Source organism: Aquimarina algiphila (assembly GCF_947494415.1).
Lineage (GTDB): Bacteria > Bacteroidota > Bacteroidia > Flavobacteriales > Flavobacteriaceae > Aquimarina > Aquimarina algiphila.
This window is the reverse complement of record NZ_CANLVC010000007.1, coordinates 328023-354770: the sequence shown is the minus strand read 5'-3', so window position 1 is coordinate 354770 and position 26748 is coordinate 328023. Positions and strand designations below refer to the sequence as shown.

At 33.4% G+C, this 26748-nt stretch carries 25 protein-coding genes; 14 read left to right on the top strand and 11 right to left on the bottom strand.

All coding sequences use genetic code 11. The annotated features are described in order from the left end of the window. Window positions 1-76: 76 nt before the first annotated feature. Window positions 77-1534: a pyridoxal phosphate-dependent decarboxylase family protein gene (locus tag PQF96_RS16270; RefSeq protein WP_271767394.1), complete on the top strand. Its 1458-nt coding sequence runs from the start codon at window positions 77-79 to the stop codon at window positions 1532-1534. Here PQF96_RS16270 and PQF96_RS16265 read toward each other — a convergent pair. Then, window positions 1531-2325, bottom strand: coding sequence for a DUF2797 domain-containing protein (locus tag PQF96_RS16265; protein WP_143916757.1), 795 nt, complete (start codon window positions 2323-2325; stop codon window positions 1531-1533). The two genes, PQF96_RS16270 and PQF96_RS16265, sit on opposite strands and share 4 nt — an antisense overlap. 115 nt (window positions 2326-2440) lie before the next feature. On the opposite strand from PQF96_RS16265, the gene PQF96_RS16260 reads away from it, so the two are divergent. Together PQF96_RS16260 and PQF96_RS16255 are read left to right on the top strand one after the other, a co-directional pair. Beyond that, window positions 2441-3982: a GH3 auxin-responsive promoter family protein gene (locus PQF96_RS16260; RefSeq protein WP_271767392.1), complete on the top strand. Its 1542-nt coding sequence runs from the start codon at window positions 2441-2443 to the stop codon at window positions 3980-3982. A 233-nt stretch (window positions 3983-4215) separates the two neighbouring features. Continuing rightward, window positions 4216-4536: a hypothetical protein gene (locus tag PQF96_RS16255; protein ID WP_271767390.1), complete on the top strand. Its 321-nt coding sequence runs from the start codon at window positions 4216-4218 to the stop codon at window positions 4534-4536. Between the two features lie 111 nt (window positions 4537-4647). Here PQF96_RS16255 and clpX read toward each other — a convergent pair whose 3' ends face one another. The 8 genes from clpX to PQF96_RS16215 form a co-directional block, all read right to left on the bottom strand. Then, window positions 4648-5880, bottom strand: a complete 1233-nt coding sequence (gene clpX / locus PQF96_RS16250; protein ID WP_109435551.1) for an ATP-dependent Clp protease ATP-binding subunit ClpX — start codon at window positions 5878-5880, stop codon at window positions 4648-4650. Window positions 5881-5975: 95 nt separating this feature from the next. Further along, window positions 5976-6650, bottom strand: coding sequence for an ATP-dependent Clp endopeptidase proteolytic subunit ClpP (clpP, locus tag PQF96_RS16245; RefSeq protein ID WP_109435552.1), 675 nt, complete (start codon window positions 6648-6650; stop codon window positions 5976-5978). Between the two features lie 102 nt (window positions 6651-6752). Beyond that, window positions 6753-8075 (bottom strand): trigger factor, encoded by a 1323-nt coding sequence (gene tig / locus PQF96_RS16240; RefSeq protein ID WP_109435553.1) that lies wholly within the window; start codon window positions 8073-8075, stop codon window positions 6753-6755. Between the two features lie 85 nt (window positions 8076-8160). Beyond that, window positions 8161-8508, bottom strand: coding sequence for a phage holin family protein (locus PQF96_RS16235; RefSeq protein WP_109435554.1), 348 nt, complete (start codon window positions 8506-8508; stop codon window positions 8161-8163). Window positions 8509-8595: 87 nt separating this feature from the next. Beyond that, window positions 8596-10182: a G-D-S-L family lipolytic protein gene (locus PQF96_RS16230; RefSeq protein WP_333968052.1), complete on the bottom strand. Its 1587-nt coding sequence runs from the start codon at window positions 10180-10182 to the stop codon at window positions 8596-8598. 5 nt (window positions 10183-10187) lie between these two features. After that, window positions 10188-11435 (bottom strand): OmpP1/FadL family transporter, encoded by a 1248-nt coding sequence (locus PQF96_RS16225; protein ID WP_109435556.1) that lies wholly within the window; start codon window positions 11433-11435, stop codon window positions 10188-10190. A 121-nt stretch (window positions 11436-11556) separates the two neighbouring features. Beyond that, window positions 11557-12324, bottom strand: a complete 768-nt coding sequence (locus PQF96_RS16220) for an alpha/beta fold hydrolase (RefSeq protein WP_271767388.1) — start codon at window positions 12322-12324, stop codon at window positions 11557-11559. A gap of 14 nt (window positions 12325-12338) precedes the next feature. After that, window positions 12339-13052 (bottom strand): pyridoxine 5'-phosphate synthase, encoded by a 714-nt coding sequence (locus PQF96_RS16215; RefSeq protein ID WP_271767386.1) that lies wholly within the window; start codon window positions 13050-13052, stop codon window positions 12339-12341. A 101-nt stretch (window positions 13053-13153) separates the two neighbouring features. Here PQF96_RS16215 and PQF96_RS16210 point away from each other — a divergent pair, with 101 nt between their 5' ends. The 8 genes from PQF96_RS16210 (at window position 13154) to murI (ending at window position 21202) form a co-directional block, all read left to right on the top strand. Continuing rightward, window positions 13154-13810: a CBS domain-containing protein gene (locus PQF96_RS16210; RefSeq protein ID WP_109435559.1), complete on the top strand. Its 657-nt coding sequence runs from the start codon at window positions 13154-13156 to the stop codon at window positions 13808-13810. Between the two features lie 40 nt (window positions 13811-13850). Beyond that, window positions 13851-14735, top strand: a complete 885-nt coding sequence (locus PQF96_RS16205; RefSeq protein WP_271767384.1) for an NAD kinase — start codon at window positions 13851-13853, stop codon at window positions 14733-14735. 99 nt (window positions 14736-14834) lie between these two features. Then, complete coding sequence (porG, locus tag PQF96_RS16200; RefSeq protein ID WP_109435561.1) at window positions 14835-15512, top strand: type IX secretion system protein PorG; 678 nt, start codon at window positions 14835-14837, stop codon at window positions 15510-15512. Between the two features lie 2 nt (window positions 15513-15514). After that, on the top strand, window positions 15515-16252 hold the full coding sequence (locus tag PQF96_RS16195; RefSeq protein WP_109435562.1) for an isoprenyl transferase: 738 nt from the start codon (window positions 15515-15517) through the stop codon (window positions 16250-16252). Window positions 16253-16256: 4 nt separating this feature from the next. Next, window positions 16257-18890, top strand: coding sequence for an outer membrane protein assembly factor BamA (bamA, locus tag PQF96_RS16190; RefSeq protein ID WP_271767382.1), 2634 nt, complete (start codon window positions 16257-16259; stop codon window positions 18888-18890). Window positions 18891-18925: 35 nt separating this feature from the next. Continuing rightward, a complete protein-coding gene (locus tag PQF96_RS16185) occupies window positions 18926-19765 on the top strand; it encodes an OmpH family outer membrane protein (protein ID WP_109435564.1) in 840 nt (279 codons plus the stop codon). A 47-nt stretch (window positions 19766-19812) separates the two neighbouring features. After that, a complete protein-coding gene (locus tag PQF96_RS16180; protein WP_109435565.1) occupies window positions 19813-20322 on the top strand; it encodes an OmpH family outer membrane protein in 510 nt (169 codons plus the stop codon). Between the two features lie 88 nt (window positions 20323-20410). Then, a complete protein-coding gene (gene murI, locus PQF96_RS16175; protein ID WP_271767381.1) occupies window positions 20411-21202 on the top strand; it encodes a glutamate racemase in 792 nt (263 codons plus the stop codon). A gap of 3 nt (window positions 21203-21205) precedes the next feature. On the opposite strand, the gene PQF96_RS16170 is transcribed toward murI, so the two are convergent. Together PQF96_RS16170 and PQF96_RS16165 are read right to left on the bottom strand one after the other, a co-directional pair. Further along, on the bottom strand, window positions 21206-21937 hold the full coding sequence (locus PQF96_RS16170) for a LytR/AlgR family response regulator transcription factor (protein WP_271767380.1): 732 nt from the start codon (window positions 21935-21937) through the stop codon (window positions 21206-21208). Then, complete coding sequence (locus PQF96_RS16165; RefSeq protein ID WP_109435568.1) at window positions 21938-24154, bottom strand: histidine kinase; 2217 nt, start codon at window positions 24152-24154, stop codon at window positions 21938-21940. A gap of 217 nt (window positions 24155-24371) precedes the next feature. On the opposite strand from PQF96_RS16165, the gene PQF96_RS16160 reads away from it, so the two are divergent. The 3 genes from PQF96_RS16160 (at window position 24372) to PQF96_RS16150 (ending at window position 26680) form a co-directional block, all read left to right on the top strand. Continuing rightward, a complete protein-coding gene (locus PQF96_RS16160; protein WP_143916767.1) occupies window positions 24372-25544 on the top strand; it encodes a VWA domain-containing protein in 1173 nt (390 codons plus the stop codon). Continuing rightward, window positions 25532-26134 (top strand): rhodanese-like domain-containing protein, encoded by a 603-nt coding sequence (locus tag PQF96_RS16155; RefSeq protein WP_271767379.1) that lies wholly within the window; start codon window positions 25532-25534, stop codon window positions 26132-26134. Before PQF96_RS16160 ends, PQF96_RS16155 begins: the two co-directional genes overlap by 13 nt. 168 nt (window positions 26135-26302) lie before the next feature. Beyond that, on the top strand, window positions 26303-26680 hold the full coding sequence (locus PQF96_RS16150) for a nuclear transport factor 2 family protein (protein ID WP_109435571.1): 378 nt from the start codon (window positions 26303-26305) through the stop codon (window positions 26678-26680). The last annotated feature ends 68 nt before the right edge of the window (window positions 26681-26748 follow it).

Here is a 26748-nt window from a genome sequence, read left to right as displayed (position 1 = left end):
TTTTAAAAGATTATACAAGTAAATTCTATTTAAGTATCCTACTTTTGTTATTCTGTACGATAAAAATGGCAACAAGATGATCAAAGACGACCTCAATTCTACACTAAAGCTGTCAAAAGAAGAAATGCAACAATATGGATATAAAATCATAGATCATATTGTAGAACATTTTGAAAATCAGGATTCAAAAAAACCAGTTACGATGGCATCACGAGAGGAGATGGATGCTCTATTGACAGAACAGATTCCTGATCAACCCACACCTGCAAACGAGGTTTTAGATTTTGTGATGGATCAGATTATTCCGCATAGCAATATAGTATCACATCCAAAATCATATTCGTTTGTTCCTGGACCAAGTAATTACATAAGTGCAATGGCTGATACAATTGCTACTGGCTTTAATATATTTTCGGGAGGTTGGGCAGCATCTCCAGCAGCGGCTGAACTAGAAATAATAACGATGAACTGGTTACTGGATGTTTTTGGTTTTCCTACCAAAAAAGGAGGAGGTATATTCACTAGTGGAGGCTCGATGGCTAATCTTACGGCATTAGCTACCGCAAGAAGAATACGATGCGGAGATGATTTTTCAAAAGCTATAATTTATCTTTCTGATCAAGCCCATTCTTCAAATATAAAGGCAATCAAAGTACTTGGATTCAAAAAAGAACAAATTCGTATCATTCCAACTGATATGGAATTTAAAATATCCATAAACAAATTAAAAAATGCAATTGCCAGAGATCGTTTAGAAGGATTGCAGCCTTTTTGTATTATTGCCTCTGCCGGAACTACAAATACGGGAACAGTAGACCCTTTAAACGATATTGCTACCATATGTGAAAGAGAGCATCTATGGTTACATATTGATGGTGCTTATGGCGGAGCGGCAATTTTAGCCAATACAGGAAAAACTCTTTTAAATGGAATTGAAAGAGCAGATTCTTTAACTGTAGATCCACATAAATGGTTTTATCAACCTTATGAAATAGGGTGTCTATTAGTTAAGGATCATAATTGGTTAAGCAGCACTTTTAGCGAAAAACCAGAATACCTCAGAGACATAGAAGGAAATGAATCTGAAATTAATTTTTATGATCACGGTATTCAATTAACGCGTCGTTTTCGTGCCTTAAAGTTTTATATGTCCTTAAAAACATTTGGCTTAAATTCTTTTAGAAAAGCTATTCAATACAACATAGATCTTGCCGAGCAGACAGAGGATATTTTAAGAAGGAGCAGTCACTGGGAAATTACATCCCCCGCTACACTTGCCATAATTAACTTCAGATACAATCCAATAGGTCAACATTTATCAGAAAAAGAGCTAGATCAGATTAATCAGAATATTTCAAATAAAATCGTTACTTCGCGAGAAGCATTATTAGTTACTACCATATTACAAGGTCAAATTGTTCTAAGAATGTGTTTAATAAATCCTAGAACAACTATAGAGGATATAAAAGATACACTAGAAAAATGTGAAATTCACGGAAAAGAGGAGCTGGTAATTATACAGCAATCCTGTTAAGAAATTGTCAAACTCACCACATACCCTTCGTTATTTCTTACGTTAAAGACCGTATTATCTTCAAAAATGAGATACTGGCCTTTAATTCCCTTAAGAATTCCCGAAAATTCTGGTGTTTTCTCAAGATTTAAGCTTTTTAACTTATCCGGATATCGAAGTACAGGAAAATGAAGTTGTGTTTCTTTTCCATTTTCAATAAAATATTCTTTAACCTCATCAGGAACAAAATTTTTGATTTTATTCTTAAATGCAATCAAATCTTCATCGACCACTTCATTCTTAAGCATTGTTCTCCAATTTGTTTTATCGGCTACTTGTTCTTTTAATGCTACCTCTGTAATCCCTGCCAAGTATCTATTTGGCACTTCTACAATCTCTATAGCTTCATGCGCGCCCTGATCTATCCATCTAGTAGGCACTTGAGATTTTCGGGTTACCCCTACTTTGACATTACTAGAATTTGCTAAATACACTATATGAGGTTGAAGTTGAGCCTTTTTTTCAAAATCCAGATCTCTATCTTCTATACCTAAATGCGCAGTACTTAATTCTGGCCTCATAACCCAATCTCCTACCTGAGGCTGATTATAGAAATCATCATAACAATATCCTTGTCTAAATATTTTTTTATTCTCGCCACAAGCAAGACATTTGTAACCCACAAATTCTATTTGTATTTTTTTATTTAATAATTGATTAACTTGTATAAAATCAGACTCAAAAATCAAATAGTATTGAATAGGATCTCCTATTTCTGTCTGCATCTTAGTAAGTACTCCCTGATATTGCATAAAATTTTGTTATATAACAAGCTTATAAGAAGAATGTAATTATTTTTATTATTTTAGTTGACAACAACCAAAGATAAGGTATACCGAGTACACCTGTTTAAATATACATCAAAAAATGCCAATCCCATTAGTTAATTCTATTGCCAGCTGGTTCTTGAAAAAACGTTTTCATCAAATGGAGCTTTTTCTCAAATACCCTAATGAAGTACAACTAGAGTTATTACATGTACTTTTAGATATGGCAAAAAGTACGGAAATTGGAAAAACTTATGATTTTGCAACAATAAACAATTACGAAATTTTTAAAGAACGTGTTCCAATACGATCTTATGAAGATTATGAAGCTATGATCGAAAGAAGTCGTTTAGGAGAACATAATATTTTTTGGCCCACGCCTATCAAGTGGTTTGCAAAATCCAGTGGTACAACAAGTGCTAAAAGCAAATTTATTCCGGTTAGCGAGGAGTCCTTAGAAGATTGCCACTTTGCGGCGGGCAAAGATCTTTTATGTATGTACCTTAACAATAATGAAGATTCTAAACTGTTTACTGGCAAAAGCTTAAGATTGGGAGGTAGCAAAGAGTTGTATAAAGAAAATGGAACGTCTTTTGGGGATCTTTCTGCCATTATTATCGACAATATGCCATTTTGGGCAGAGTTTAGCTCTACTCCTAGTAATGAGGTTTCTCTAATGAGCGATTGGGAATTTAAAATGCAGGCCATTGTTAATGAAACCATTCAGGAAAATGTAACAAGCCTAGCTGGTGTCCCCTCATGGATGCTGGTTTTACTTAACCAAGTACTAGAAACCACTGGAGAAGAAAGTCTTTTTGAAGTTTGGAATAATTTAGAAGTATATTTTCATGGAGGGGTTAATTTTGCTCCTTATAGAGATCAATATGACAAAATCTTGCCAAAAAGCTCTTTTAAATATTATGAAATATACAATGCTTCTGAAGGCTTTTTTGCAATTCAAGACCATAACGACTCCTCAGAACTATTATTAATGCTGGATTATGGGATATTTTATGAATTTATCCCAATGGATTCTTATGGAACCAATAATGAAAAAGTTATTCCACTAAGTGAAGTAGAAATTGGGAAAAACTATGCAGTAATTATAACTACAAATGCCGGGTTATGGCGTTATAAAATTGGAGATACTGTACGATTTACATCAATCTCACCATATAGGATTAAGGTATCAGGAAGAACCAAACATCATATTAATGTTTTTGGAGAAGAGCTTATCATAGAAAATGCAGAAGAAGCCCTTAGAAAAACAACCAGAAGCACAAATAGTGAAATTGTAGATTATACCGTTGCTCCTATTTTTATGAAAGAAAAAGAGAAAGGTGCACATGAGTGGATTATAGAATTTAAAAAACGACCTAATTGTATTAAAGAATTTACAAATATCCTGGATCAAAATCTACAGCAAGCGAACAGTGATTATGAAGCCAAAAGATATAATAACACCACCCTAAACCTACTTCAAATAAGAGAAGCAAGACAGCATCTATTTTATGACTGGCTTAAAAAGAATAACAAATTGGGAGGACAACACAAAATCCCTAGACTATCGAATAAGAGGACTTACATTGAAGAACTAATTGAACTTAATCAAGTCAGCTCTATTGGCTCAATTATAAAATAACGAAACTCTTCATCAATTTGACTTTTTTTCAAGAAAACACAGACAAAAGAAGATGTGTTTTTACGGTTTAACCGTAAAAAAACTATGTAAGAATTGTCTTTTTTAACAAAATTATCAGTATTTCATCGTCCAAAAAATGCGTTTTATCTAAAAAATATAAAATCACTTTTTAGCGTCTTATTTTCATATTAAATTTGTTCTCAGATAGTTATAATTTTTCAAGACCCCATAATATGAAAACTACGATATCTTGCATTCTTTTTTTATTCCTAATTGCGGGAGTTACTGCACAAGAAATCAAAACTACAAACAACAATGATAAGGCAAGTGTAAACAATGACATTTCTTCATCTGATAAAGATTCAGAATCTGATGTTAATGTAACACTAGAAGAAGATGTTTGTCATGCAGAATTATCTAAAGTAGCATTTTATGAGGCTTTAATTCGTCAAAATGGATTTGATATCAACCTCAAAAAAAATAATATCATAGCATTAAAAAACACAGAAGATATTATTGCTAATAATAAAGAACGTATATCATACTCTGAATAGAAAATAGTAAACATCACATCAACTAATCAACCAACAAAAACACCGTTATACAATTGTATAACGGTGTTTTTTTTATTCTAATTTTTTATATAAAAGCTACTAAACTATATACTAAGAAACTGCTTTAAGCTTCTTAATAGTAGATTTATTTAGTTTCTTTTCTGCATAATCTTTAGTTACTCTAAACTCAGTCTCTTCACTCTCTGGCATCTCATACATAGCATCTGTTAAAATCGCTTCACAAAGTGATCTTAAACCTCTTGCTCCAAGCTTATACTCCATTGCTTTTTCTACAATATATTCTAATGCTCCATCGGTAATCGAAAACGTAATACCATCCATCTCAAACAACTTCTTATACTGCTTTATAATAGCATTCTTAGGGGCAGTAAGAATTGATCTAAGCGTATCCGCATCCAATGGGTTCATATAAGAAAGAACCGGAAGTCGCCCTATAATTTCGGGGATTAATCCAAAATCTTTTAAATCTAACGGAATAATATACTGCAGTAAATTATCTTTTTCGATAGTATCTTCACTTTTTGAAGCACTATACCCCACTGCTTGCATATTTAATCGTTTCTGAATGTTCTTTTCGATCCCATCAAATGCTCCTCCTGCAATAAAGAGGATGTTTTCTGTATCTACTTCGATAAATTTTTGATCCGGATGCTTTCTTCCTCCTTTTGGCGGAACATTAACAACAGTACCTTCTAAAAGCTTTAAAAGTGCCTGTTGAACTCCTTCACCAGAAACATCTCTCGTTATACTTGGATTGTCACTCTTACGTGCTATTTTATCTATTTCATCAATAAAGACAATACCTCTTTGTGCTTTCTCAAGATTATAATCTGCAGCTTGTAATAATCTGGTAAGAATACTTTCTACATCTTCACCAACATAACCTGCCTCGGTAAGTACAGTAGCGTCAACAATTGCCAGAGGTACATTAAGCATCTTGGCAATAGTTTTTGCCATTAATGTTTTACCAGTACCTGTTTGACCAACCATGATAATATTACTCTTCTGAATCTCTATATCATCTTCTGTTTGTGGTTGTAACAGACGTTTATAATGATTATATACTGCAACAGACATTATCTTTTTGGTAAACTCCTGCCCTATCACATACTCATCTAAGAACTTTTTAATAGCCATTGGTTTACGCAACATTAACTCATTACTGAGTTCTCCTGTTTCTTCATCTTTGGCTTCCTCTACAACAATACCATGCGCCTGCACAATACAACGGTCACAGATATGCGCATCTAACCCAGCAATAAGTAAATTGGTTTCAGGTTTTTTTCTCCCACAAAAAGAGCATTCTAAGTCTTCTTTGGCCATAGTTATTTAGTTTCTATTTCATAACAATTTCTTCTGTCTTATTATACAACAAGTATAAAGGATAAATTCCCCTTTATAAAACAGAAAAAATCACATCATTCTCTAGTCAAAATTTCATCAATCATTCCGTATTCCAATGCTTTATCAGCTTTCATCCAATAATCTCTATCACTGTCTTGATAAACTTTATCGTAGGTTTGTCCAGAATGTTTGGCTATAATTTTATATAATTCTTCTTTTAATATTAAAATCTCACGTGCCGTAATCTCTATATCACTAGCTTGTCCCTGAGCACCTCCTAATGGTTGGTGAATCATAACACGACTATGCGGCAATCCTGAGCGTTTTCCTTTTTGTCCAGCGCATAATAACACAGCACCCATAGAAGCAGCCATACCTGTACAAATCGTTGCAACATCTGGCTTTATGAATTGCATTGTATCATAAATACCTAAACCTGCATATACACTCCCGCCTGGAGAATTAATATATATCTGAATATCTTTTGTTGAATCTACACTTTCTAGGAATAATAATTGTGCCTGAATAATATTAGCCACCTGATCATTAATTCCTGTTCCCATAAATATAATACGATCCATCATTAACCGTGAGAAAACATCAAAAATAGCTATATTCATTTGACGCTCCTCAATAATATTGGGAGTCATTCCAGCTGGATACATACTACTTATAATATCACCATAGTAATTACTATTAACCCCATGATGTTTTGTAGCATATTTTTCGAATTCTTTACCGTAATCCATATTTCTTTTTCTGAAAATTTTATTTATAAAAAAGGCGTTAATCTAAAGATAGTTTAACGCCCTAAATATAAGTATAAATTCGTTAGTAAATTACAACATTTACTATTTGTAAACTTCTTTTATGAATTCATCAAAGCTAACTTCCTTCTCCTTTAATTTAGCATTTTCTTTAAAATAAGTAAGAAGTTTTTTACTCATCATTTGTTCAGAAATTCTTTTCACCTCATCTTGATTAGATAGTATTCTAGCCGCAATATCTTCTAATTCTTTATCCTCGGGTGAGTTTTGCCCAAACTGAGCCATTTGACCTTTAATCAACTCCTTTGCAAAGTCTTTTAATTCTTCAAAAGTTACTTGTAGATTATTATCATTAATTATTTTTCCTTCAATTAATTGATAACGCAATCCCTTTTCACTTTTTTCATACTCATCCTTAGCCTCATCTTCTGTTAAAGGTTGTTCTCCTGTCGCGCGAATCCATTTTTGTAAAAACTCAATTGGAAGATCAAATTTAGTATTCTCCAATACGTTTTCTGTTATATCATTAAGCAACTGTTGTTCTGATTGTTGCTCAAACTGACGCTCAGCATCTTCTTTTATCTTATTTCTAAGATCAGTAACCGTTTTTATAGTCCCTGGCCCATATAATTTATCAAATAAGTCCTGATCTAAATCAGCAAGCTCCTGAGTATTGATTTCTGAAACTGTAAAAACCACTTCTACATTTAAATCATGAGCATCATCGTGATTTATTTTTAAAGCACTGATTAGATCATGATCATCACTAAATAATCCTTTTGTTTTTACTTTTATAACATCACCAACTTTTGCTCCGATGAATTTATCTAAGTTTTTCTTTCCCTTGATTTTATCTAAAGAAACTGTAGTTGCATTATCAATCTCCTTTTCTTCATTAACAAAAGTACCAGCAATCAAATCATCTTTTTCTGCAGTATCCTTAGAAATAAGTTTACCATATTGTTTTTGGATGGTTTTGATCTGATTATCGATCATTTCATCATTTGCAACAATTTTATAATGTGTAATTGCTTTTTTACCATTAAGCTTAACTTCAAACTTTGGAGCTAATCCAAGTTCGAATTCAAAAGAATAGTTATCCGTATCCCAATTAAAATTTTCTTGTTCCTTTGGTAAAGGATTGCCTAAAACATCAAGTTTTTCTTCTGTAAGATACTTATTCAACGCATCTTGTAATAGCTTATTTACTTCATCGACTAAAACAGCTTTCCCATATTGCTTTTTAACAAGCCCCATAGGAACATGTCCTTTTCTAAACCCAGGGATGTTAGCATTTTTGCGATAATCACTAAGAATTTTATCTACTTTATCGCTATAATCTTCTTTAGCTATATCTACAGTTACTACAGCATTTAATTCGTCTAATTGCTCTTTTGAAATATTCATTATCTCTACGTTTACTACTAAAAATTGGGTTGCAAAAGTAATACTTTTTTTACACCACAACAAATTTTAACTCCCTGAAAAACAGTTAGCTTTTATCTTTCTTTAAAATAGAATGTAGTATCGATTGAAATACTGATAGCAAAACACTAAAGATCAGTGCCCACAACCACCCATTAACACTAAAACCAGATATAAAATAATCCGCTAATAGAATAATTGCAGCATTAATAACGAGAAGAAATAACCCCAATGTAATCACAGTAGCGGGTAATGTTAAAATAACTAATATTGGCTTCACTATACTGTTTAAAATTGCCAGAACAAGAGCAACTATTAACGCACTCACATAACTATCCACTCCAACTCCAGGTAGGATTTTAGCCAAAACAATTACTGCTACAGCGCTTAAAATAAGTTTAAGTAAAAAATTCATATCTCAAATATAAACTTTATCTGCTTTAAAAAAAAGCCTGCTAATTAATTAGCAGGCTTTTTATATATCTATATAAAGAGGAAAAAATTAATTCACCTCATTACTTAATGTAACTGTACCATAATCAGCTGGATCCACCCTAGGTAAAACCGAACCATACGTAGCCTGAATAGCATCTAAAACACCATTTGTAACCAAGGCATGTGCTCTTGGAGTAGGATGTACTCCATCTAATGAAAATCCTCCTCCACTTACAAAAGTAGAAGTAACTGTTCCGCCATTAATACGAATACCACCACTAGATGCTTGCTCCAGAACACTTGCCACATCATAAAAAGCAAGCCCATTAGCTGTCGCAAGTCCAGAAATAGTAGCATTAAATGCCACACGTGCATTTTCTATTGCCGTTTGTTCTTCTGGTATTAATACATACTGGTCTCCTAATGGTAATGATACTCCGCTAACAGAAAATTGAGCCGCTGTTTCTTGTGGCACACCAAGCATTACTAATTCTGCCACCCTATCTGTATTTAATTGCCCAATAACTCTAGAGCTAGGAAGCACTAATAAATCTTCAGCTGTAGCCTGTCTTGCTTGTCCAAATTGAGCAGCAATAATAGGTGCCAGAGGACCAAAAGCCCCTGCAAGAACCGCAGAAAGATTAGTAGTGATATCAGTAAGGGATTCATCCTTAATCACTACTGCACTAGCAGCAGTTGTTGAAAATTCAATTGATCTTTCAGGAAAACCTAAAAATGTAAATGCCATATTTAATTGAGAATATACTCCATTAAGTGTTGGTATTTGAGGCCCAAAATTTGGGTCCAAAGGACTTAGTGGCGCATAAGGGACCGTCGTAAAGAATGGTAATGAAGTTACACTTGGTAAATTTAAAACCACACCTTTAGCACCATTTGCGGTAAGCCCATCTATTAATTGACTATATACACCTGCAAACGTAGTTGTATTTGTAATATCATTAGATCCATATGTTGACGGATCAAGATTAGGGACTTCGTTATGATCTACACCTACACCTCCTGAAGTTGCATAACTAAGAATATCATTATTCCCAATCCATAAAGAGAAGAAGGTAGGGTTTTGTGCAACTGCATCTCCAATTACAGTTGATGTTGCAGAAGAAGCAAATCTCGCATAATACGGATTTGCTAATCCAGCACTTACACCCGCGGCATTACCATACCCTGGAGCAGCTAGATGATAACTCTTGGCTCCCGGAACTCCCATATTATTAAAAGAACTCCCCAGACTAGTTGTAAAATCTGTAGAAGGTGCAGCTCCTGTAAATGTAGCTGGCCCAACAGGATTACCATCAGCATCAAACACCAATACAAATCTTGGAGGGAAACTTACAGGATCATTACTAAACCCTCCTACATTGTCTGCCATTAATGGCTGTGTAAAATCTCCTCCGCCTGCAAATGCAAACTGTTGAGATAAGATATTAGGATATGAATTTTCTTGTCCTGTAATATATAATGCTCCATCAGCAAAACCTGCTGTAAGCGAATTTCCTAATGCAACAAAATTACTAAAATCAGCCTCACCACTTGCGTATGTTCCTGCCTCATCAATTGGATTATCAAATTCTGGTTCACAAGCTACTAATCCTAATGCCAGAATTGCCAAATATTTTATATTTTTCCTCATCATCTTTATTACAATTTATAAGTTAAACCAAGTCCAGGCGCAAATGCGCTTGATTTATATGTCCCACCAAAAGTTTCTGTACCTCCTGTTGAACTTGTACCAAAATCATAAGAAGCATCAGTTTCTTCAAATCTTAGGTAAAAGAAAGAAGCATCAATTGCTAATTTAGATGTTACAGCAAAGCTTAAACCACCAGAGAATCCATCAGAATCATTACGTGGCGTTTCAGGAGCAAAAAATCCAGGTTGTACTGGTGTTTCATCTCTGTAATATCCTGCTCTTAATGTAATCTTTTCTGTTGCCGCATACTGGACACCAAAACGGTACACAGAAGAGTTTTTATAGTTACGAGGGTTTATAGAATTTCTACCATTTCCGAAATTAATATCTAAAGACTCATAGACATCCCAATATTGTCTATTATAGTCAAAAGCAAACAACCATTTGTTATACTCATAAGAAAGTCCAACAGTTAATTCTGCTGGTAATGGTAATTCTGCGTTAAAAGAAGTTGTTCCATTTGCAGGAGCTCCTGTAGAATTAGGGAAATTAGCAAAAGTAGCTTCCCCACCATCTGATTCTAATATAATTTCGCTTCGGTAACTAAATCCAAGTCTAAGATTATCTACAGGGTTAAACATTGCACCAATACTCCATCCCCAATTAGAAACACCAGAATCGTCTATAGTGATATTCGAACGAACACCTTCTATATCTGTTGTTGTTCTACTGGCATTACGGTTAAAGTTTACATTACCCGTAACATAAATAGGACCACCACCAATACTAAAATGATCAGAAAGTTTAAACGATACTACTGGTTGAATATAAATAGCTGCCAAATCAATATTATTTACTAACTGAGACCCAGCCCAATCAGTTGGCCAGGTAACCTCACTACCATAAGGCGTATACACTCCAAGTCCAACAGACATCCAGTCATTTACTTGATATGAAGCATATAAGTTAAGAGGCGTCCCTACAGAATTATCGGTTTCTGCAGAAATTCCTAGTTCTTCGTTTTGAAAAATTACATCAGTAAAAATCGCACTCGCACCAACACTCACGTTAATTTTGTTCTCTAAGTACACAAGACCTGCCGGATTAAAGAACACAAGCTCAGCACTGTTCACCACCGCTACTCCCGTATGTCCCATAGCCATTGCTCGCTGACCTTGTACACTAACTCTATATCCACCTGCATATGTGACCATAGTCACCGAGACGAATAGAACTAATAATAAAAGTTTTCTCATAATTAATTTAGAATTGTTTTGTTATTTTAGGATTATGTAAAATTGATTTTCCAAATTTAATAGAAAATACTAATTATCCAACGAAATCATCAAAATATTATGCATACATAGCATTTTTTATCTATTTTTTGATAAATTCTAACACTCTAGTCAAAAATTCCGTTGGATTTTCTGCGTGTAACCAATGCCCAGCAGCAGAAATTTCCCCAATCTCTGAATGCGGGAATTGCTTTTTAATCCTAATTACATCTTCACTAACAATGTAGTTAGACTTCTCCCCTTTTAGAAATAGGGTTTTACCATTGTAGTTTAAATTTTCAGGGAGCTCCACACCTATTTCAGAAGCATTTTTCATCAACGCTTCAAGGTGTATTCGTAATCCTAATATTCCTTTATCTATCCAATACAAATTTTTCAATAGAAACATTCGCACTCCTACATCAGGAACATACAAACTAAGTTCCTTATCTACTTCTCCTCTTGATTTTAATACTTCAAAATCCAAAGCACTTAATCCATCCAAAATGTCCTGATGATGCAATGGATAATATTTTGGTCCTATATCTGCAACAATAAGATGGTCAATAAGAGTAGGATATTTTACTGCAAAAAGCATCACAGTTTTCCCTCCCATTGAGTGCCCTAAAAGATTAATATTTTTTAAATGATGTATTTCACAATACTCAGCCAAATCATTAGCCATCAATTCATAATTAAAATCATCACTATGTGAGCTTCTACCATGATTACGCTGATCAATAAGATGCACCTGAAAACCTTGTTCAGCAATCTTTTTACCAAGTGTTTTCCAATTATCTCCCATCCCTAAAAACCCATGAAGGATTAGAAATGGTTGACCTTCTCCAAAAACGTTAGCGTGTAATTTCATAAAACAAACTATTATTATTTGAGTCGATATAAATACATATTAATCACATTCTCTAATCCTAGATATATAGATTCACTTATTAAAGCGTGACCAATTGAAACTTCAAGCAAATCAGGAACATTATCCTTAAAAAACTTAATATTATCCAAAGAGAGATCATGCCCTGCATTAACCCCTATACCCAAATCGATAGCTCGCTGAGCACATAATGCATATGGCTTTACAGCTTCCAGATTTCCTTTTGCATAAGACGAAGCAAACTCCTCTGTATACAATTCTATTCTTTCTGTACCGGTAGCTGCAGCCCCTTCGATCATTTCTTCTACAGGATCAACAAAGATTGAAGTCCTTATATTATTACGTTTAAATTCTGATATAACATCTATCAAAAAATCTTTATGCTTTTTTGTATCCCACCCGGCATTACTAGTAATCGCATCTTCTGCATCAGGAACCAAAGTAACCTGGGTTGGAGCGACAGCCAATACCAATTCTATAAATTTAGGAATTGGGTTTCCCTCTATATTATATTCTGTGGTTACAATAGGCTTCAAATCATATGCATCTCTATATCTGATATGCCTTTCATCTGGTCTTGGATGTATTGTAATTCCCTGCCCTCCAAAATTCTGAATATCAGACGCCACCTGAATCAGATTTGGTGTATCTCCTCCTCTAGAATTTCGTAAGGTTGCAATTTTATTTACGTTAACACTTAACTTTGTCATGGTTTTTGATGTCTTTATCTAAAAAAGCAAAAATACAAAGTTGAGAACGCCTTGATTGTATATTTTTTGATTATTTTGCATAATATAGCTCCCCATAAATTATGAAGACAAATTTGTATATAGTTAATGAAATAGAGCCTCTAGATGTGTCTGCCAAAGTTACAGACACACAACTGTTGTTTAATGAGCTTACCTACACTCATTTTCCAGTTTTAAAGAAAGGCATTTACCTTGGATGCATCTCTGAGGCTGACATTAGGTGTTTTGAAACTGACAAAAATCTAGATGCATATCAATATGCCCTTGAAGGTTTCTATGCGCGAAAAGATGATAATTGGTTAGACATTCTAGAGTCGTTTGCTCAGAACAACTCCAACATCATGCCTATACTTGATGATGACAATAGATATTTAGGTTTTTTTGAACTTGGAGACATCATTAATCTTTTTAACGAAACTCCTTTTTTAAGTGAACCAGGAAACATTTTAATCGTAGAAAAAGGGATTTTAGACTATTCATTCAGTGAAATTTCGCAGATCGTGGAATCTAATAACGCCAAAGTGTTAGGGTTATTTATTTCTAAAATGGAAAATGACGTAGCACAAATAACACTAAAAATTAGTGATAGCGATATCAACAACATTGTACAAACATTTAGAAGATACAGCTACAACATTGTTTCCAAACACCATGAAGATTCATTTTTAACAAACCTTAAAGAGAGATCACAATATTTAGAAAAATACCTTAATATATAGTGCTATTTAGCTAACCAATACTAACACAAATCAAAATATAATGAAGATCGGTATATATGGCCAGTTCTATCATAAAAACTCTGGAATCTACATACAGCAATTATTAGAAACTTTAGATAAAAATGGTGCAGAAGTCGTAATCGAGAAGAATTTTCTTGAATTGATAAATCTTCATGACGAAATCGACAAGACCTATTCTCATTTTAGTACTTTTGAAGAACTAGACACTTCTTATGATCTTTTTTTCAGTATAGGAGGAGATGGTACTATCCTTAAAACCATAACATATGTTCGAGATTTAGGAATTCCAATAGCCGGAATAAACACAGGGAGACTAGGTTTTTTGGCAACTATTCAAAAAGAAGAAATCAAAGATAGTATAGCATTAATACTTGATAAAAAATTTTATATATCCTCAAGAAGCCTGGTTACCATAGAAACCTCTCCGTCCAGTGAAGAATTTGGCGTTTTAAATTTTGCCATGAATGAAATCGCGGTAAGTAGAAGAAATACGACATCTATGGTTACAGTACACACTAGCCTTAACAACGAATTTCTAACTTCATACTGGGCAGATGGTTTAATCGTTTCTACCCCTACTGGCTCTACAGGATATTCATTAAGTTGTGGAGGACCAGTAATAACCCCTGATACAGAAAGTATGGTCCTCACCCCTATCGCACCGCACAACCTTAATGCCAGACCTTTAGTAATTCCTGATAATCAAGAAATCGAATTACAGGTTTCTGGAAGAGAGGATTCTTATTTAGTTTCTTTAGACTCAAGAATTCACACTTTACCAAACGATACTACTATTATTATTAAAAAAGCATCTTTTAAAATTAACATGGTAGTTCTTCAAGACAATAGTTTTCTAAAAACATTACGTAAAAAGATGTTATGGGGAGAAGATAAACGTAATTGAACAATAAAACTGATTAAAAAGTGTTTTTTATTCATACTATTTTACACAAATTCTTGTGTAGTAAAGTTAATTGTTATATTTGCAAACTTTTGAAAATCTATGAGATACTTAGCATCACTTATAATTGTAGTATTTTTTACACAATCTATAGCATCACAAACTTATGAAGTAGGTTTGATGTTAGGAGGTTCTAATTATGTAGGAGACGTGGGGTCTACCTACTACATTTCACCAAACGATATTGCTTTTGGAGCTATTGGAAAATGGAATAGAAGTAAACGACACGCTTTTAGAGCTTCATTTCTATATGCAGAACTTAATGCTGATGACGACAAAGGAGATGACAGAAGAAAACAAAGAGGGTTAAGTTTTAACAATTCTGTAAAAGAATTATCATTAGGAATGGAATTTAACTTCTGGGATTGGTATCTTTACGACGGAGAATCCCAATTCACCCCTTACCTATATACTGGAATAACTGCATTTAACTATGGAGCATTAGCTGTTGATCTTAATAATGAGATTGACGCTTATGCAGATAAATGGAGTTTTGCAATCCCTATGGTATTAGGTATTAAAAAAACATTAGGTAGAGATTTTGTACTTGGTGCCGAAATAGGTGCTCGGTATACATTTACAGATAATCTAGACGGTAGTGACCCCGATGATAGATTCGGTACCGGATTTGGTAATTTAAAAAATAACGACTGGTATTTATTTACCGGCATAACAATATCTTACACTTGGGGTAGGGTACCTTGTTATTGTGCTTTCTAAAAATGATCGATAAAAAACAATTAAACTCTAACATTCCTCAGCACGTTGCCATTATTATGGACGGTAATGGAAGGTGGGCTAAAAAGAAAGGGCTATTTAGAGCCGTTGGCCATGAAAATGGAACCAAAGCAGTTCGGGAAGCTGTAGAAAGTTGTGCAGAATTAGGAGTAAAATATCTTACATTATATGCTTTTTCTACCGAAAACTGGAATAGACCAAAACTTGAGGTAGAAACCTTAATGAAGCTTCTTGTAAGCTCACTAAAAAGGGAAATCAAAACACTTCAGGACAATAACATCCAACTTAATGCTATTGGCAACTTACAAACACTTCCTAAAAAAGCAAGAACAGAGCTATTAGAAGTTATTGAAAAAACTAAGTCCAATAATCACATGACACTTACTCTTGCCCTTAGCTACGGCAGCCGTGAGGAGCTTATAAAAACTATTGAAGAAATAAGTATTAAAGTTAAAAATGGTGTAATTTCGCCACATCTTATAAATGAATCAGTCATTAATGAGCATTTGTATACTAAAGACCTACCAGATGTGGATTTATTAATACGTACCAGCGGGGAACAACGTATTAGTAATTTTTTACTTTGGCAAATTGCGTATGCAGAATTATATTTTACAGAAATTTTATGGCCAGATTTTAAAAAATCAGATTTATTAGAAGCCATATTCAATTATCAAAAAAGAGAGAGAAGATTTGGAAAAACTAGTGAGCAGCTCAGTTAAAGAAATGACAAAAAAATTACCTATTACGTATTTTACGTTACTCGCCTTATTAATAAATTCAATATCACTTTCTGCACAAAATTTACCTGGTGCTAACGGGAAAGAATATATTATTGGAGATATTAAAGTTACCGGTATTACCAGTTATAATGAGAATACTGTAATCACTTTTACAGGCCTTCAAAAAGGAGAACGTATTTTTTTACCAGGAGACGAAATAAGTAAAGTCATCAAAAAATTATGGGATTTAGAGCTATTTAGTGACATTAATTTTTACATCACCGATGTAGAAGGAGAGGTTGCAAATCTTGAAATCAATATACAAGAAGTTCCAGAATTAAATGAAGCACGTATTGAAGGAATAAAGAAACGTAAGTCTGAAGAATTAATCAAAGACAATGGACTTACGAAAGGTGCCAAAGTGACCGAAAACCTTACAACTACGACACGTAACTTTATTACCAATAAATACAGAAAAGATGGTTATCTTAACACAAAAGTTGTGATTAATACCATCCCAGTAAAGGATACTGTGGCTAGTAATAAAGTAAATATGGTTGTCCGTATTGACAAAGGTGATCGCGTAAAGGTAGATAGAATCAACATTGAAGGAAACGAACAGTTGTCTAATGCTAAAGTGCGCAGGGCAATGAAAAACACAAAACGTAAGAAACCTCTAAGATTCTGGAAACGCTCAAAATACATCAAAGCAGATTATGAAGAAGATAAGGATAATATCATAACAAAATATAAAGAAAAAGGTTATAGAGATGCTCGTATAACTTCTGATAGCCTTATCGTAGAAGATGACAATAGCATATCTTTAAATCTTAACATTGAAGAAGGAAACAAGTATTACTTTGGTAATATTACATTTCTTGGTAACAGTGTGTATACAGACAGGCAATTGGCTAGACAACTGGTTATCAAAAAAGGGGATGTGTATAACGGTGTACTTTTGGAAAAACAAATTGCAGACAACACAAAACCAGATGCAAACGACTTGACAAACTTATATCAAAATAATGGATACCTATTCTCCTCTATTGATGCAGTAGAAACCAAAGTATACAATGACACTCTTGATTTTGAGATAAGAATTCGTGAAGGAAAGCTTACGTATTTTGATCATATTACTGTTACAGGAAATGATAAAACAAATGACCATGTAATTTACAGAACACTAAGAACCAAACCTGGTCAACGATATAGTAAAGATCTTGTAGTACGCACAGTTCGTGAATTAGGTCAATTAGGATTTTTTGACCCAGAACAATTAGAACCTCAATTCCAGAATGCAAACCCACAAGCAGGTACTATTGATATCAATTACCCGGTTGTTGAAAAAGGATCCAGCCAGATTGAGCTTCAAGGTGGTTTTGGTGGTGGTGGTTTCGTAGGAACATTAGGACTAGCTTTTAGTAACTTTTCTATACGCAATATTTTTAACAAAGAATCGTATAGTCCTCTACCAATGGGTGACGGTCAAACTCTTAGAGTTAGGGCTCAAGCCAGTAGATTTTTTCAAACGTATAGCCTTTCATTTGTTGAGCCTTGGCTAGGAGGAAAAAGGCCTTACCAGCTTTCTACTTCTTTTTCTCATACTATACAATTCTTATTAAACAACAGAACAAGAAATGTAGATAGAAATAGTAAATTCCTGATCACAGGTGGATCTATTGGTATAGCCAAAAGATTAAATTGGCCTGATAACTATTTCACCTTGTCTCAAGCTATTAGTGTAAGACATTATAATCTAAAAAATTATAACACAAGATTATTTACCTTTGGTAATGGTTCATCTAATGATTTGTCCTATACCATTGGAATAAACAGAAACAATACTACAGTTAACCCAATTTTCCCAACTGGAGGATCTGAGTTTAATATTGTAGCTAAACTATCTGTTCCTTACTCGCTTTTTGACGGAGTTGATTATAGTGAATTAGCCAACCAAAGAGACGCTCTAGAAGAAGAAAGATCTAATCTTAACGCTTCTGACACTAGAGACGTTGCAAGGAATGCCGAAATATCTACTGAGATTGGAGAAATTGACCAAGAACGTTTTAAATGGCTGGAATACTATAAACTTAAATTTGATGGAACCTGGTATACTAGCTTAATTAACATAGGGACAAAACCTTTAGTTTTAAGAACAAGAGCAGAGTATGGGTTCTTAGGGGCTTATAACAATGATAGAGGTAATATTCCTTTTGAACGATTTTTCTTAGGAGGAGATGGTCTAGGTGCAACGAGTCTGGATGGTAGAGAAGTTATTGCATTAAGAGGATACCCTAATCAGTCGATTACCCCTCAAAGCAGAACAAATAATCAAGATTTTGATGCCGATGGGGCAACAATTTATAATAAATATTCGTTAGAACTTCGTTATCCTATAACGCTAAAACCTGCAGCATCCATATATATGTTAGGGTTTTTAGAAGGGGGTGCTTCTTATGATAGTTTTAAGAGATTTAACCCTTTTCAACTAAGTCGTTCAGCTGGTGCAGGTTTACGTATCTTTATGCCAGCTTTTGGATTACTTGGTATAGATTTTGGATATGGTTTCGACCCTATTCCTGGAACAAATCAACCAAATGGATGGGAAACCCACTTCATTATAGGACAACAGTTTTAGTTTTGGCACGATTATTTCAATATATACACAAAATTATGAAAACAAAGGGTCTTTTACTAGTTGCAGCAATCAGTTGGCTATTTTTTACACAAGCAATAAACGCACAGAAAGGTATCAGGATTGGTTATATAGATATGGACTATATCCTTGAAAATGTTCCTGAATATAATGAAGCTTCCTCTGAGCTTGAAACCAAAGTTCAAAAATGGAAAGTTGAAATCGAAGCAGAGCTTAAAGAAGTAGAAGAAATGCGAAAAGACCTTAATAGTGAAAGGGTTCTATTAACCAAAGAATTAATTGAAGAAAGAGAAGAAGATATCTTTTTTAAAGAAAAAGAAATATTAGAATATCAACAAAAACGTTTTGGTCCTAATGGAGATTTGTTTATCCAGAAAAAGAGGCTAGTACAGCCGGTACAAGATCAGGTTTTTGTAGCAGTGCAAGAAGTTGCAAAAAATAAGAAATATGATTTTATCTTTGATAAAACTGCCGATTTAGTAATGTTATATTCTGCAGATAGATATGATATTAGTGATCAGGTACTATTAAGAATAAATAGAGTTTCAAAAAGAAAACAACTTAATAGCAAACAAGAAAAGAAAGCTCTGGAAAGAGCCGAAAAGAGAAATGCAGAACAAGAAAAAGAAGTAACAGATAGAGAAAGACTGGCTCAAAAAAGGCTATCAGACAGAGAGCAACTTCTAGCAGAACGTAAGGCAGAAAGAGACTCTATACGAGCTGCAAAAAAGAAAGAGTTTGAAGCAAGAAGAGCAAAATTGTTAGAAATACAAAAAAGAAAAAAAGATTCTATAAAAGCATTAAAAGCTAAAAAAGAGAATCTGGATAATAATAATGCTGAAGATAACAATAATTAAAAAAATTAATTTTATAAATTTATAACACCCTTTAATATTACTTACAAATGAAACAATTTAGAACATTACTAGTAGCTATTGCGATTACTATAGGAACATCAAGTTTTGTAAATGCTCAATCAAAAGTAGCACATATAGCATCCCAAGAGCTTGTAGAGGCAATGCCTGCTTTTAAAGCAGCCAAAAGTGAAGTAGAGAAACTTAATAAGACTTATGATGCAGAGATAAGAAATATGGTACTAGAGCTGCAAAATACTATAAAGAAATATTCTCAAGAAGCAGAAACTAAAACTGATGAAGAGAACCTAAAAAGACAACAAGAAATACAAACTACAGAAAAAAGCATTAATGATTACAGACAAAATGCTTTACAGGATCTTCAAAAGAAAGAAGTTGAGCTTTTAAAGCCAATATATGAAAAAGCACGTACATCTATTCAAAAGGTTGCTAGAGCACAAGGATTTCAGTATGTACTTGATTCAACCACAGGAACAGGAGTCATTATGGCTGACGGTAAGAATCTTATGGCTGATGTAAAGAAAGATCTAGGAATATAAGTATAACTTTATCTTTTTATAAAATTTAGAAAAACAGTGAGTCTCTTCTCACTGTTTTTTTATTTTTGGAATAAACTATCTTGTACTCATGCAAAAACAGCCTATCGGTATATTTGACTCTGGTGTTGGAGGGACTTCTATCTGGAAAGAAATCACATCACTACTTCCTCATGAAGACACTATTTTTTTGGCCGATAGTAAATATGCCCCTTATGGCAAACGAAGCAAAGAAGAAATAACTTCACTAAGTATTAAGAACACTGAGAAATTACTAGAGTTAAACTGTAAAATTATTGTAGTTGCCTGCAATACAGCGACCACCAATGCAATAAAAGTATTAAGGTCGACTTACAACATCCCTATTATAGGAATAGAGCCCGCTATAAAACCCGCAGCGATTAATACAAAAACAAAAAAAGTAGGAGTTCTTGCCACAAAAGGCACCCTTTCTAGTGAGTTATTTGCAAAGACATCAGATTTGTATGCTCAAAATATAGAAGTAATAGAAGTAATAGGTACCGGCTTAGTAGAACTAATAGAAGAAGGCAAGAAAGATACCAAGGAAATGAGAACTCTTTTATATTCGTATATAACTCCAATGATCAACAAAAATATTGATTATCTCGTTTTGGGATGCACACACTACCCTTACCTTATACCTATTTTAAAAGATATGCTTTCTGATCAGGTTACCATCATTGATTCTGGTGAAGCTGTAGCAAGACAAACAAAAGCCATATTAATCAAAAACAATCTTCTGAATCAAAAATCAGAGATTGGAAATCATAGCCTATATACGAATAGCGACACAAAAACGTTAAAAGCAATACTCAACACAAATCACTCCATTAGATATACCGTAAAAGCTTTAGATTTTTAACTCTTATTTAAAGTAATCTAATAAAGCTCCTTTTTTAGAAGAAGACACAGGTAACTCCTTACCCGAGGAAAGTTCGATACTCCCCCCCTTCCCTTTTCTATACCGTATAATTTTACTTACATTAACCAAATAACTTTTGTGAATCCGTGCAAATCCATGAAGATTCAAAGATTCCTCAAAATATTTAAGAGTTTTGCTTACCAGCTTCTGACCTTTGTCAAGATAAATCTTGGTATAGTTATCATCAGCTTCACAATACAAAATGTTAGAAATTTGCAACACCTCAAAACCATCTTGTTGAGGAATCGTAATTTTACCTTCTGCAGCAGTAACTTTAGGAACTAGAACAGCATCCTGAAGCACCGCCTCTCGTTGTTTAATATGAGTAACATGATCAACAGCCTTAATAAGGTTATCTATCGCAATTGGTTTTAACAAGTAATATGTTGCTTGCGCATTTAAAGCGTCTACCGCATAGTGGTCATATGCTGTCACAAAAACAATTTCAAATGTACGATCAGGAACTTGCTCCAGTAAATCAAACGCATTACCATAAGGCATTTCTACATCCAGAAACAATAAATCAGGGATATGAGATTCTAACTGTTCTAATGTTTCTTTCACACTTGCAGCTTCTCCCAAGATCGAAACCGAAGGGCAATATTTACCCAAATAATTTCTAAGAATAGTTCTACTATTTGCTTCATCGTCTACTATAATTGCAGTTAAGTTCATTTATTTATCTTTCTTAAGCATTAATTTTACCTGAGTTCCTTCTTGATCATTTTCTAAATCGGATATAAATACATCCACCTTATCTTTATACATTTTATTAAGGATTGCAATTCTCTTTTTTATATTACCCATTCCTCTGGACTTCTGTAATTTTTGATTTTGTGTTTTTAGTTCTTTAGATTTCTTACGCCCAATACCATTATCCATAATTGTAATCTCTATACTATCCGAAGTAATTTTTTGAAAACGTATCGATAAAATTCCTTTTTCAGATTTATAACGTAATCCATGCCATACTGCATTCTCAACATATGGTTGTAACAGCATTGGCGGTATCATATACTCATTAACATCAATTTCTGAATCTACTTCAACCGTATATTCAAATTTATCTTGAAATCTAAAATGTTCCAGTTGTACATATAGCCTTAAGAGTTCTATCTCTTTTTCTAGCGGAATGAAATCTTCTTCGCTATTTTCTAAAACAGCTCTCATTAATAGTGAGAAATCTGTTAAGTACCTATTAGCTGTTCTCTCATCACTAGTAGCTATAAAGGTATTTACAGAATTTAAGGCATTAAATATAAAATGTGGATTCATTTGGGATCGCAATGATTTAAGTGCCAAAAGATTATTAGCATAACGTTGTTGTTTCATGTTACGAAACATCAAATACGCTGCAAGAAGTAATAATAATGTTAGCCCAATTAAAAAATAAATCACATTTTGTTGCCTAAGACTCTGTTGATTTATCAATTGTTGTGAGGCAAATGCCAATTCATACCTTGCTTCATTAAGTTCCCTATCCTTTTCTAAGGTAGTAATACGATTTGCTCTTTGAGCTAATTCTCTACTAAAACGAGCCGCTTGTGAGATCTCTTGATCCTTTTGAATATATAACTTATCAATAATTACTTCGTATTCTTTAAATGCATTAGATGCTTTTTCTAACTCTCCTTTTTCTCGATATACTTCTCCTAATTTTCTAGTAGCATCTTTTTGGACAATCAGGTCATTTTTTGATTCTGCCTCTTTAATACTTTCTTCCAAATAAGGAATAGCCTCATCATACTCTTCTTGCGCCGCAAAAGCTCTAGCTATTTTATAATTTTGTACTTGTGGAGTCAATGCATTATCCTCTTCCACTGGAGCGACACCACTAGTGATTTCCTGCTCCTGTATCTCTTCAATATCCTCAAGAGCTTCTTTTCGCAATTGTATTTCTTTATCAAAACGGTTACTCTTATTATAAAAATCTGCAGCCACAGCTCTTTGTCTGGCAGATGTTTTTTTATCCTTTTGATCAGCTAACTGTACCGAATTATCAAGATATCCTTCTGCATCTCTTGTATTCCCTTCTTCCTGCAATACTCCTGCCAGTAAAGAATTCAATGAAATAACAATATCATCAAAACCCTTTCTTTGACTTATAGACAATGCTTTATTATAATTTAATCTTGCATTAGCAAAATTCTGCAACCCCTTATAACTATCTCCTAAACCTTGATATACCTTTACTTTTTGTTCAGAATTTAATCTAGACCGTTCTAATTGAGAAAATGTATTTAAAGCACCCTGAAAATTCTTGTTTTCGAGTTGAGCGTTCCCTAATTTGATTTTTACTGTAGTATTTGCTCTATTTTTAAGACTCATCAAATAATTACTCTCAGCCAGATCAGGTTGTTTCCAATGCCTATAAATATCTGCAAGCGTCTCAAACAATTCGGCTTTCTTATTATCTGATGATGGATCATCATCACGTACTGTTTCCAGTGCATTCGTTATATATTCGATACTCGTTGCGGCATCCTTTTTTAATGCGCCTTTTGCTGCTTTTAGATTTTTCTGATACGTAGATTCACGTTTTTTTTCAGAAGCAATTTTTGATTTTTTTACAACCGGATGATCATCAACCTCTATATCAATCCTTTGTCCATCTACAATAGTATATCTTACGGTATTAAAAGTATCATGAGAAATCACCAGTTCATCACCAACCTGAGCTTGAATTTTAAAATCTCCAAATATATCTGTTGTAATTGTTCCTTTTCCAAGTATTGTAACTTCTGCACCTGGGATAGCTTTTCGAGTACTTTTCTCCTTAACCGAGCCCTTAATACTCATGGATGCAGATCGTCTTGCAGCAGCATTCTCTTGCCCCAAAATCAACATTGGCAAAAACAAGAGAAATATTATTATTAAACCTATCTTCTTCATTATTCACTATTAAATCTAGGTAAACTTAATCCATTTAACTGGGAAAATAAAATCAGCATTTACAGATTATATCGTTTTATAGCAGCTTTTTAGCATAAAAAAGATAACTCGCTAATTATATAAGAGTGTTCACTCATCCATCATACGCAATCCCTCATTATAGGTTTTTATACAGAAAAGTTCGATATAATTTTATCCAGAATTAAAAAAAGAAACTATGAAGACATTTTTTACATGGAGTATGCTGAGTGTATTAATTACTATTTCTTGTAATGCAAACCATAAATCAAACTCCGAACTAGCATTTCAAAATGAGAAAAATCATTTAATAGAAACCACCAAAACAGATCCAAATACACGTAATATACAAGTAGCACTATTATTAGATACTAGTAACAGTATGGATGGTCTTATTGATCAAGCCAAAGCACAGCTTTGGGAAATTGTAAATGAATTATCATATGCCAAGTGTGGTCATAATACTATAAAACTAGAGATTGCATTGTATGAGTACGGCAACGATGGCTTACCTTCTCAAGAAGGTTTTATAAGACAGGTATTACCTTTTTCTAATGATTTAGATGAAATATCAAAAGAGCTTTTTGCATTAACTACTAATGGTGGAAATGAATATTGTGGTAAAGTGATCACTACGTCAATCAATCAATTAAATTGGAAAAAGAATAATGATCATCTTAAACTGATATTCATAGCAGGAAACGAACCCTTTACTCAAGGACCTGTAAATTATAAAGATGCTGCTACAGATGCGTCAGAAAAAGATATTACAATCAATACTATCTTTTGTGGTAATTTTAGACAAGGGATAGATACCATGTGGAAACACGGAGCAGATCTAACTCGTGGAGAATATAGCGCAATAGACCATAATAGAGAAACTATTCATATTGCAACACCATATGATGATATCATTCTTGAGTTAAACAATAAACTAAACGGTACATATATCTATTATGGCCATCGAGGAGCTCAAAAAAGAGAGTTACAGGCAGAACAAGATCATAATGCTAGATCATATAGTCCTGCAAATGCGGTAAGCAGAACCATAAGTAAGAGTTCTGGTTTTTACAAAAACAAAAGTTGGGACCTGATTGATGCTGTGGAAGATGAAAGTTTTGAAGTTGAAAAAGTAGCAAAAGAAGAATTACCTGTAGAGTTAAAGGATAAGTCTGAGAAAGAATTAAAGCAATATATAGCTGAAAAAAGTAATGCCCGTAAAGAAATACAAGGCAAAATAAATGACCTAAATAAGAAACGTATGCAATACATTAAAGAAAACAGTAAAAAAGACGATTCTAATCTGGAAACCGCATTACTAAATGCTATAAAAAAACAAGGTAGAGAAAAATCATTTTCTTGGGAAAATTAAAAAACACCATAACTATGAGAGCCACAATAACCATAATGATACTAACGCTAATGCCATTATCCATGCTATCACAGAAAAACAGAGAGTATCCTAAAGCATATGTAAATTTTAGTTTTTTTGAAGAAGTTGTAAAAGATGCAAAATTGCACAGAGCAAACAGACTTATAAGTTTCGCAAAATTCAATAAAATGTCAAAAAATAAAAACACTATAATTTTGGATACCCGTTCAAAAAAAATGTACGATAAGATGCATATAAAAGGCGCTGTTCATCTCAATTTTTCTGACTTCACAATAGAAACCTTATCTCGTATTATACCTACTAAAGACACAAGAATATTAATTTATTGTAATAACAATTTTGAACAGAAATATCCTTTTTTGGAAGCTTTCCCCACTAAGAAGATATCACCAAAAAAGATTTCACCAAAAAATGAACCTTTCCCCGAAAAAACATTGGCTTTAAATATTCCAACATTTATAAATCTATTTGGTTATGGTTATACAAATGTTTACGAATTGGATGAGTTGTTGTCTTCTGATAGTGCAGTAGAACTTGAAGGAAATCTCCTTCCAATAATGCATAAATAACAAGAAAAAACTGAAGCTACAATAAAAAAAGTAGTGTTTAATGGCAGCACATGAAGTAACTTCTTTAGAATTCTGAAACATATTACGCTTCTAATAATTTAGAACCGTAATATGTTTATATTGTTATTATACGATTTAAAAAATTAATCCCTTAATAAAATATAGCACATGAATCTAAAGGAAAACAAAAAAAATGCAATTGCATTTTACAAAACGGCATATGAAGGAAACCCAAAAGATGCCATCACTAAGTATGTAGGCAAAGAATATATTCAACACAATCCTGATGTGGCAGATGGCATCGAAGGATTTATAGCATATTTTGAAAGAATGCAAAAAGAATATCCTGATAAATCAATTGAATTTGTGAGATGTATTGCTGAAGAAAATCTAGTAGCGCTTCACACACATCAAAAATGGCCTGACAATGATGAGTATGTAACCATGGATTTTTTTCGGTTTGATGAGAACGGAAAAATATGTGAGCACTGGGATTCAATTCAACAAATCCCTAAAGATTCTGCAAACCCCAACACAATGTATTGATATTAGATTTAAAAGTATTGGATGCGAATATGATTCTTAATCATGAAAAAGAAATATCTTAAAAGAAT

What these genes read in the sequence shown, in the direction of transcription:
- PQF96_RS16270 (WP_271767394.1), top strand. Translation starts at nt 77, where the DNA reads ATGATCAAAGACGACCTCAATTCTACACTAAAGCTGTCAAAAGAAGAA.
- PQF96_RS16265 (WP_143916757.1), bottom strand. Translation starts at nt 2,325, where the DNA reads ATGCAATATCAGGGAGTACTTACTAAGATGCAGACAGAAATAGGAGAT.
- PQF96_RS16260 (WP_271767392.1), top strand. Translation starts at nt 2,441, where the DNA reads ATGCCAATCCCATTAGTTAATTCTATTGCCAGCTGGTTCTTGAAAAAA.
- PQF96_RS16255 (WP_271767390.1), top strand. Translation starts at nt 4,216, where the DNA reads ATGAAAACTACGATATCTTGCATTCTTTTTTTATTCCTAATTGCGGGA.
- clpX (WP_109435551.1), bottom strand. Translation starts at nt 5,880, where the DNA reads ATGGCCAAAGAAGACTTAGAATGCTCTTTTTGTGGGAGAAAAAAACCT.
- clpP (WP_109435552.1), bottom strand. Translation starts at nt 6,650, where the DNA reads ATGGATTACGGTAAAGAATTCGAAAAATATGCTACAAAACATCATGGG.
- tig (WP_109435553.1), bottom strand. Translation starts at nt 8,075, where the DNA reads ATGAATATTTCAAAAGAGCAATTAGACGAATTAAATGCTGTAGTAACT.
- PQF96_RS16235 (WP_109435554.1), bottom strand. Translation starts at nt 8,508, where the DNA reads ATGAATTTTTTACTTAAACTTATTTTAAGCGCTGTAGCAGTAATTGTT.
- PQF96_RS16230 (WP_333968052.1), bottom strand. Translation starts at nt 10,182, where the DNA reads ATGATGAGGAAAAATATAAAATATTTGGCAATTCTGGCATTAGGATTA.
- PQF96_RS16225 (WP_109435556.1), bottom strand. Translation starts at nt 11,435, where the DNA reads ATGAGAAAACTTTTATTATTAGTTCTATTCGTCTCGGTGACTATGGTC.
- PQF96_RS16220 (WP_271767388.1), bottom strand. Translation starts at nt 12,324, where the DNA reads ATGAAATTACACGCTAACGTTTTTGGAGAAGGTCAACCATTTCTAATC.
- PQF96_RS16215 (WP_271767386.1), bottom strand. Translation starts at nt 13,052, where the DNA reads ATGACAAAGTTAAGTGTTAACGTAAATAAAATTGCAACCTTACGAAAT.
- PQF96_RS16210 (WP_109435559.1), top strand. Translation starts at nt 13,154, where the DNA reads ATGAAGACAAATTTGTATATAGTTAATGAAATAGAGCCTCTAGATGTG.
- PQF96_RS16205 (WP_271767384.1), top strand. Translation starts at nt 13,851, where the DNA reads ATGAAGATCGGTATATATGGCCAGTTCTATCATAAAAACTCTGGAATC.
- porG (WP_109435561.1), top strand. Translation starts at nt 14,835, where the DNA reads ATGAGATACTTAGCATCACTTATAATTGTAGTATTTTTTACACAATCT.
- PQF96_RS16195 (WP_109435562.1), top strand. Translation starts at nt 15,515, where the DNA reads ATGATCGATAAAAAACAATTAAACTCTAACATTCCTCAGCACGTTGCC.
- bamA (WP_271767382.1), top strand. Translation starts at nt 16,257, where the DNA reads ATGACAAAAAAATTACCTATTACGTATTTTACGTTACTCGCCTTATTA.
- PQF96_RS16185 (WP_109435564.1), top strand. Translation starts at nt 18,926, where the DNA reads ATGAAAACAAAGGGTCTTTTACTAGTTGCAGCAATCAGTTGGCTATTT.
- PQF96_RS16180 (WP_109435565.1), top strand. Translation starts at nt 19,813, where the DNA reads ATGAAACAATTTAGAACATTACTAGTAGCTATTGCGATTACTATAGGA.
- murI (WP_271767381.1), top strand. Translation starts at nt 20,411, where the DNA reads ATGCAAAAACAGCCTATCGGTATATTTGACTCTGGTGTTGGAGGGACT.
- PQF96_RS16170 (WP_271767380.1), bottom strand. Translation starts at nt 21,937, where the DNA reads ATGAACTTAACTGCAATTATAGTAGACGATGAAGCAAATAGTAGAACT.
- PQF96_RS16165 (WP_109435568.1), bottom strand. Translation starts at nt 24,154, where the DNA reads ATGAAGAAGATAGGTTTAATAATAATATTTCTCTTGTTTTTGCCAATG.
- PQF96_RS16160 (WP_143916767.1), top strand. Translation starts at nt 24,372, where the DNA reads ATGAAGACATTTTTTACATGGAGTATGCTGAGTGTATTAATTACTATT.
- PQF96_RS16150 (WP_109435571.1), top strand. Translation starts at nt 26,303, where the DNA reads ATGAATCTAAAGGAAAACAAAAAAAATGCAATTGCATTTTACAAAACG.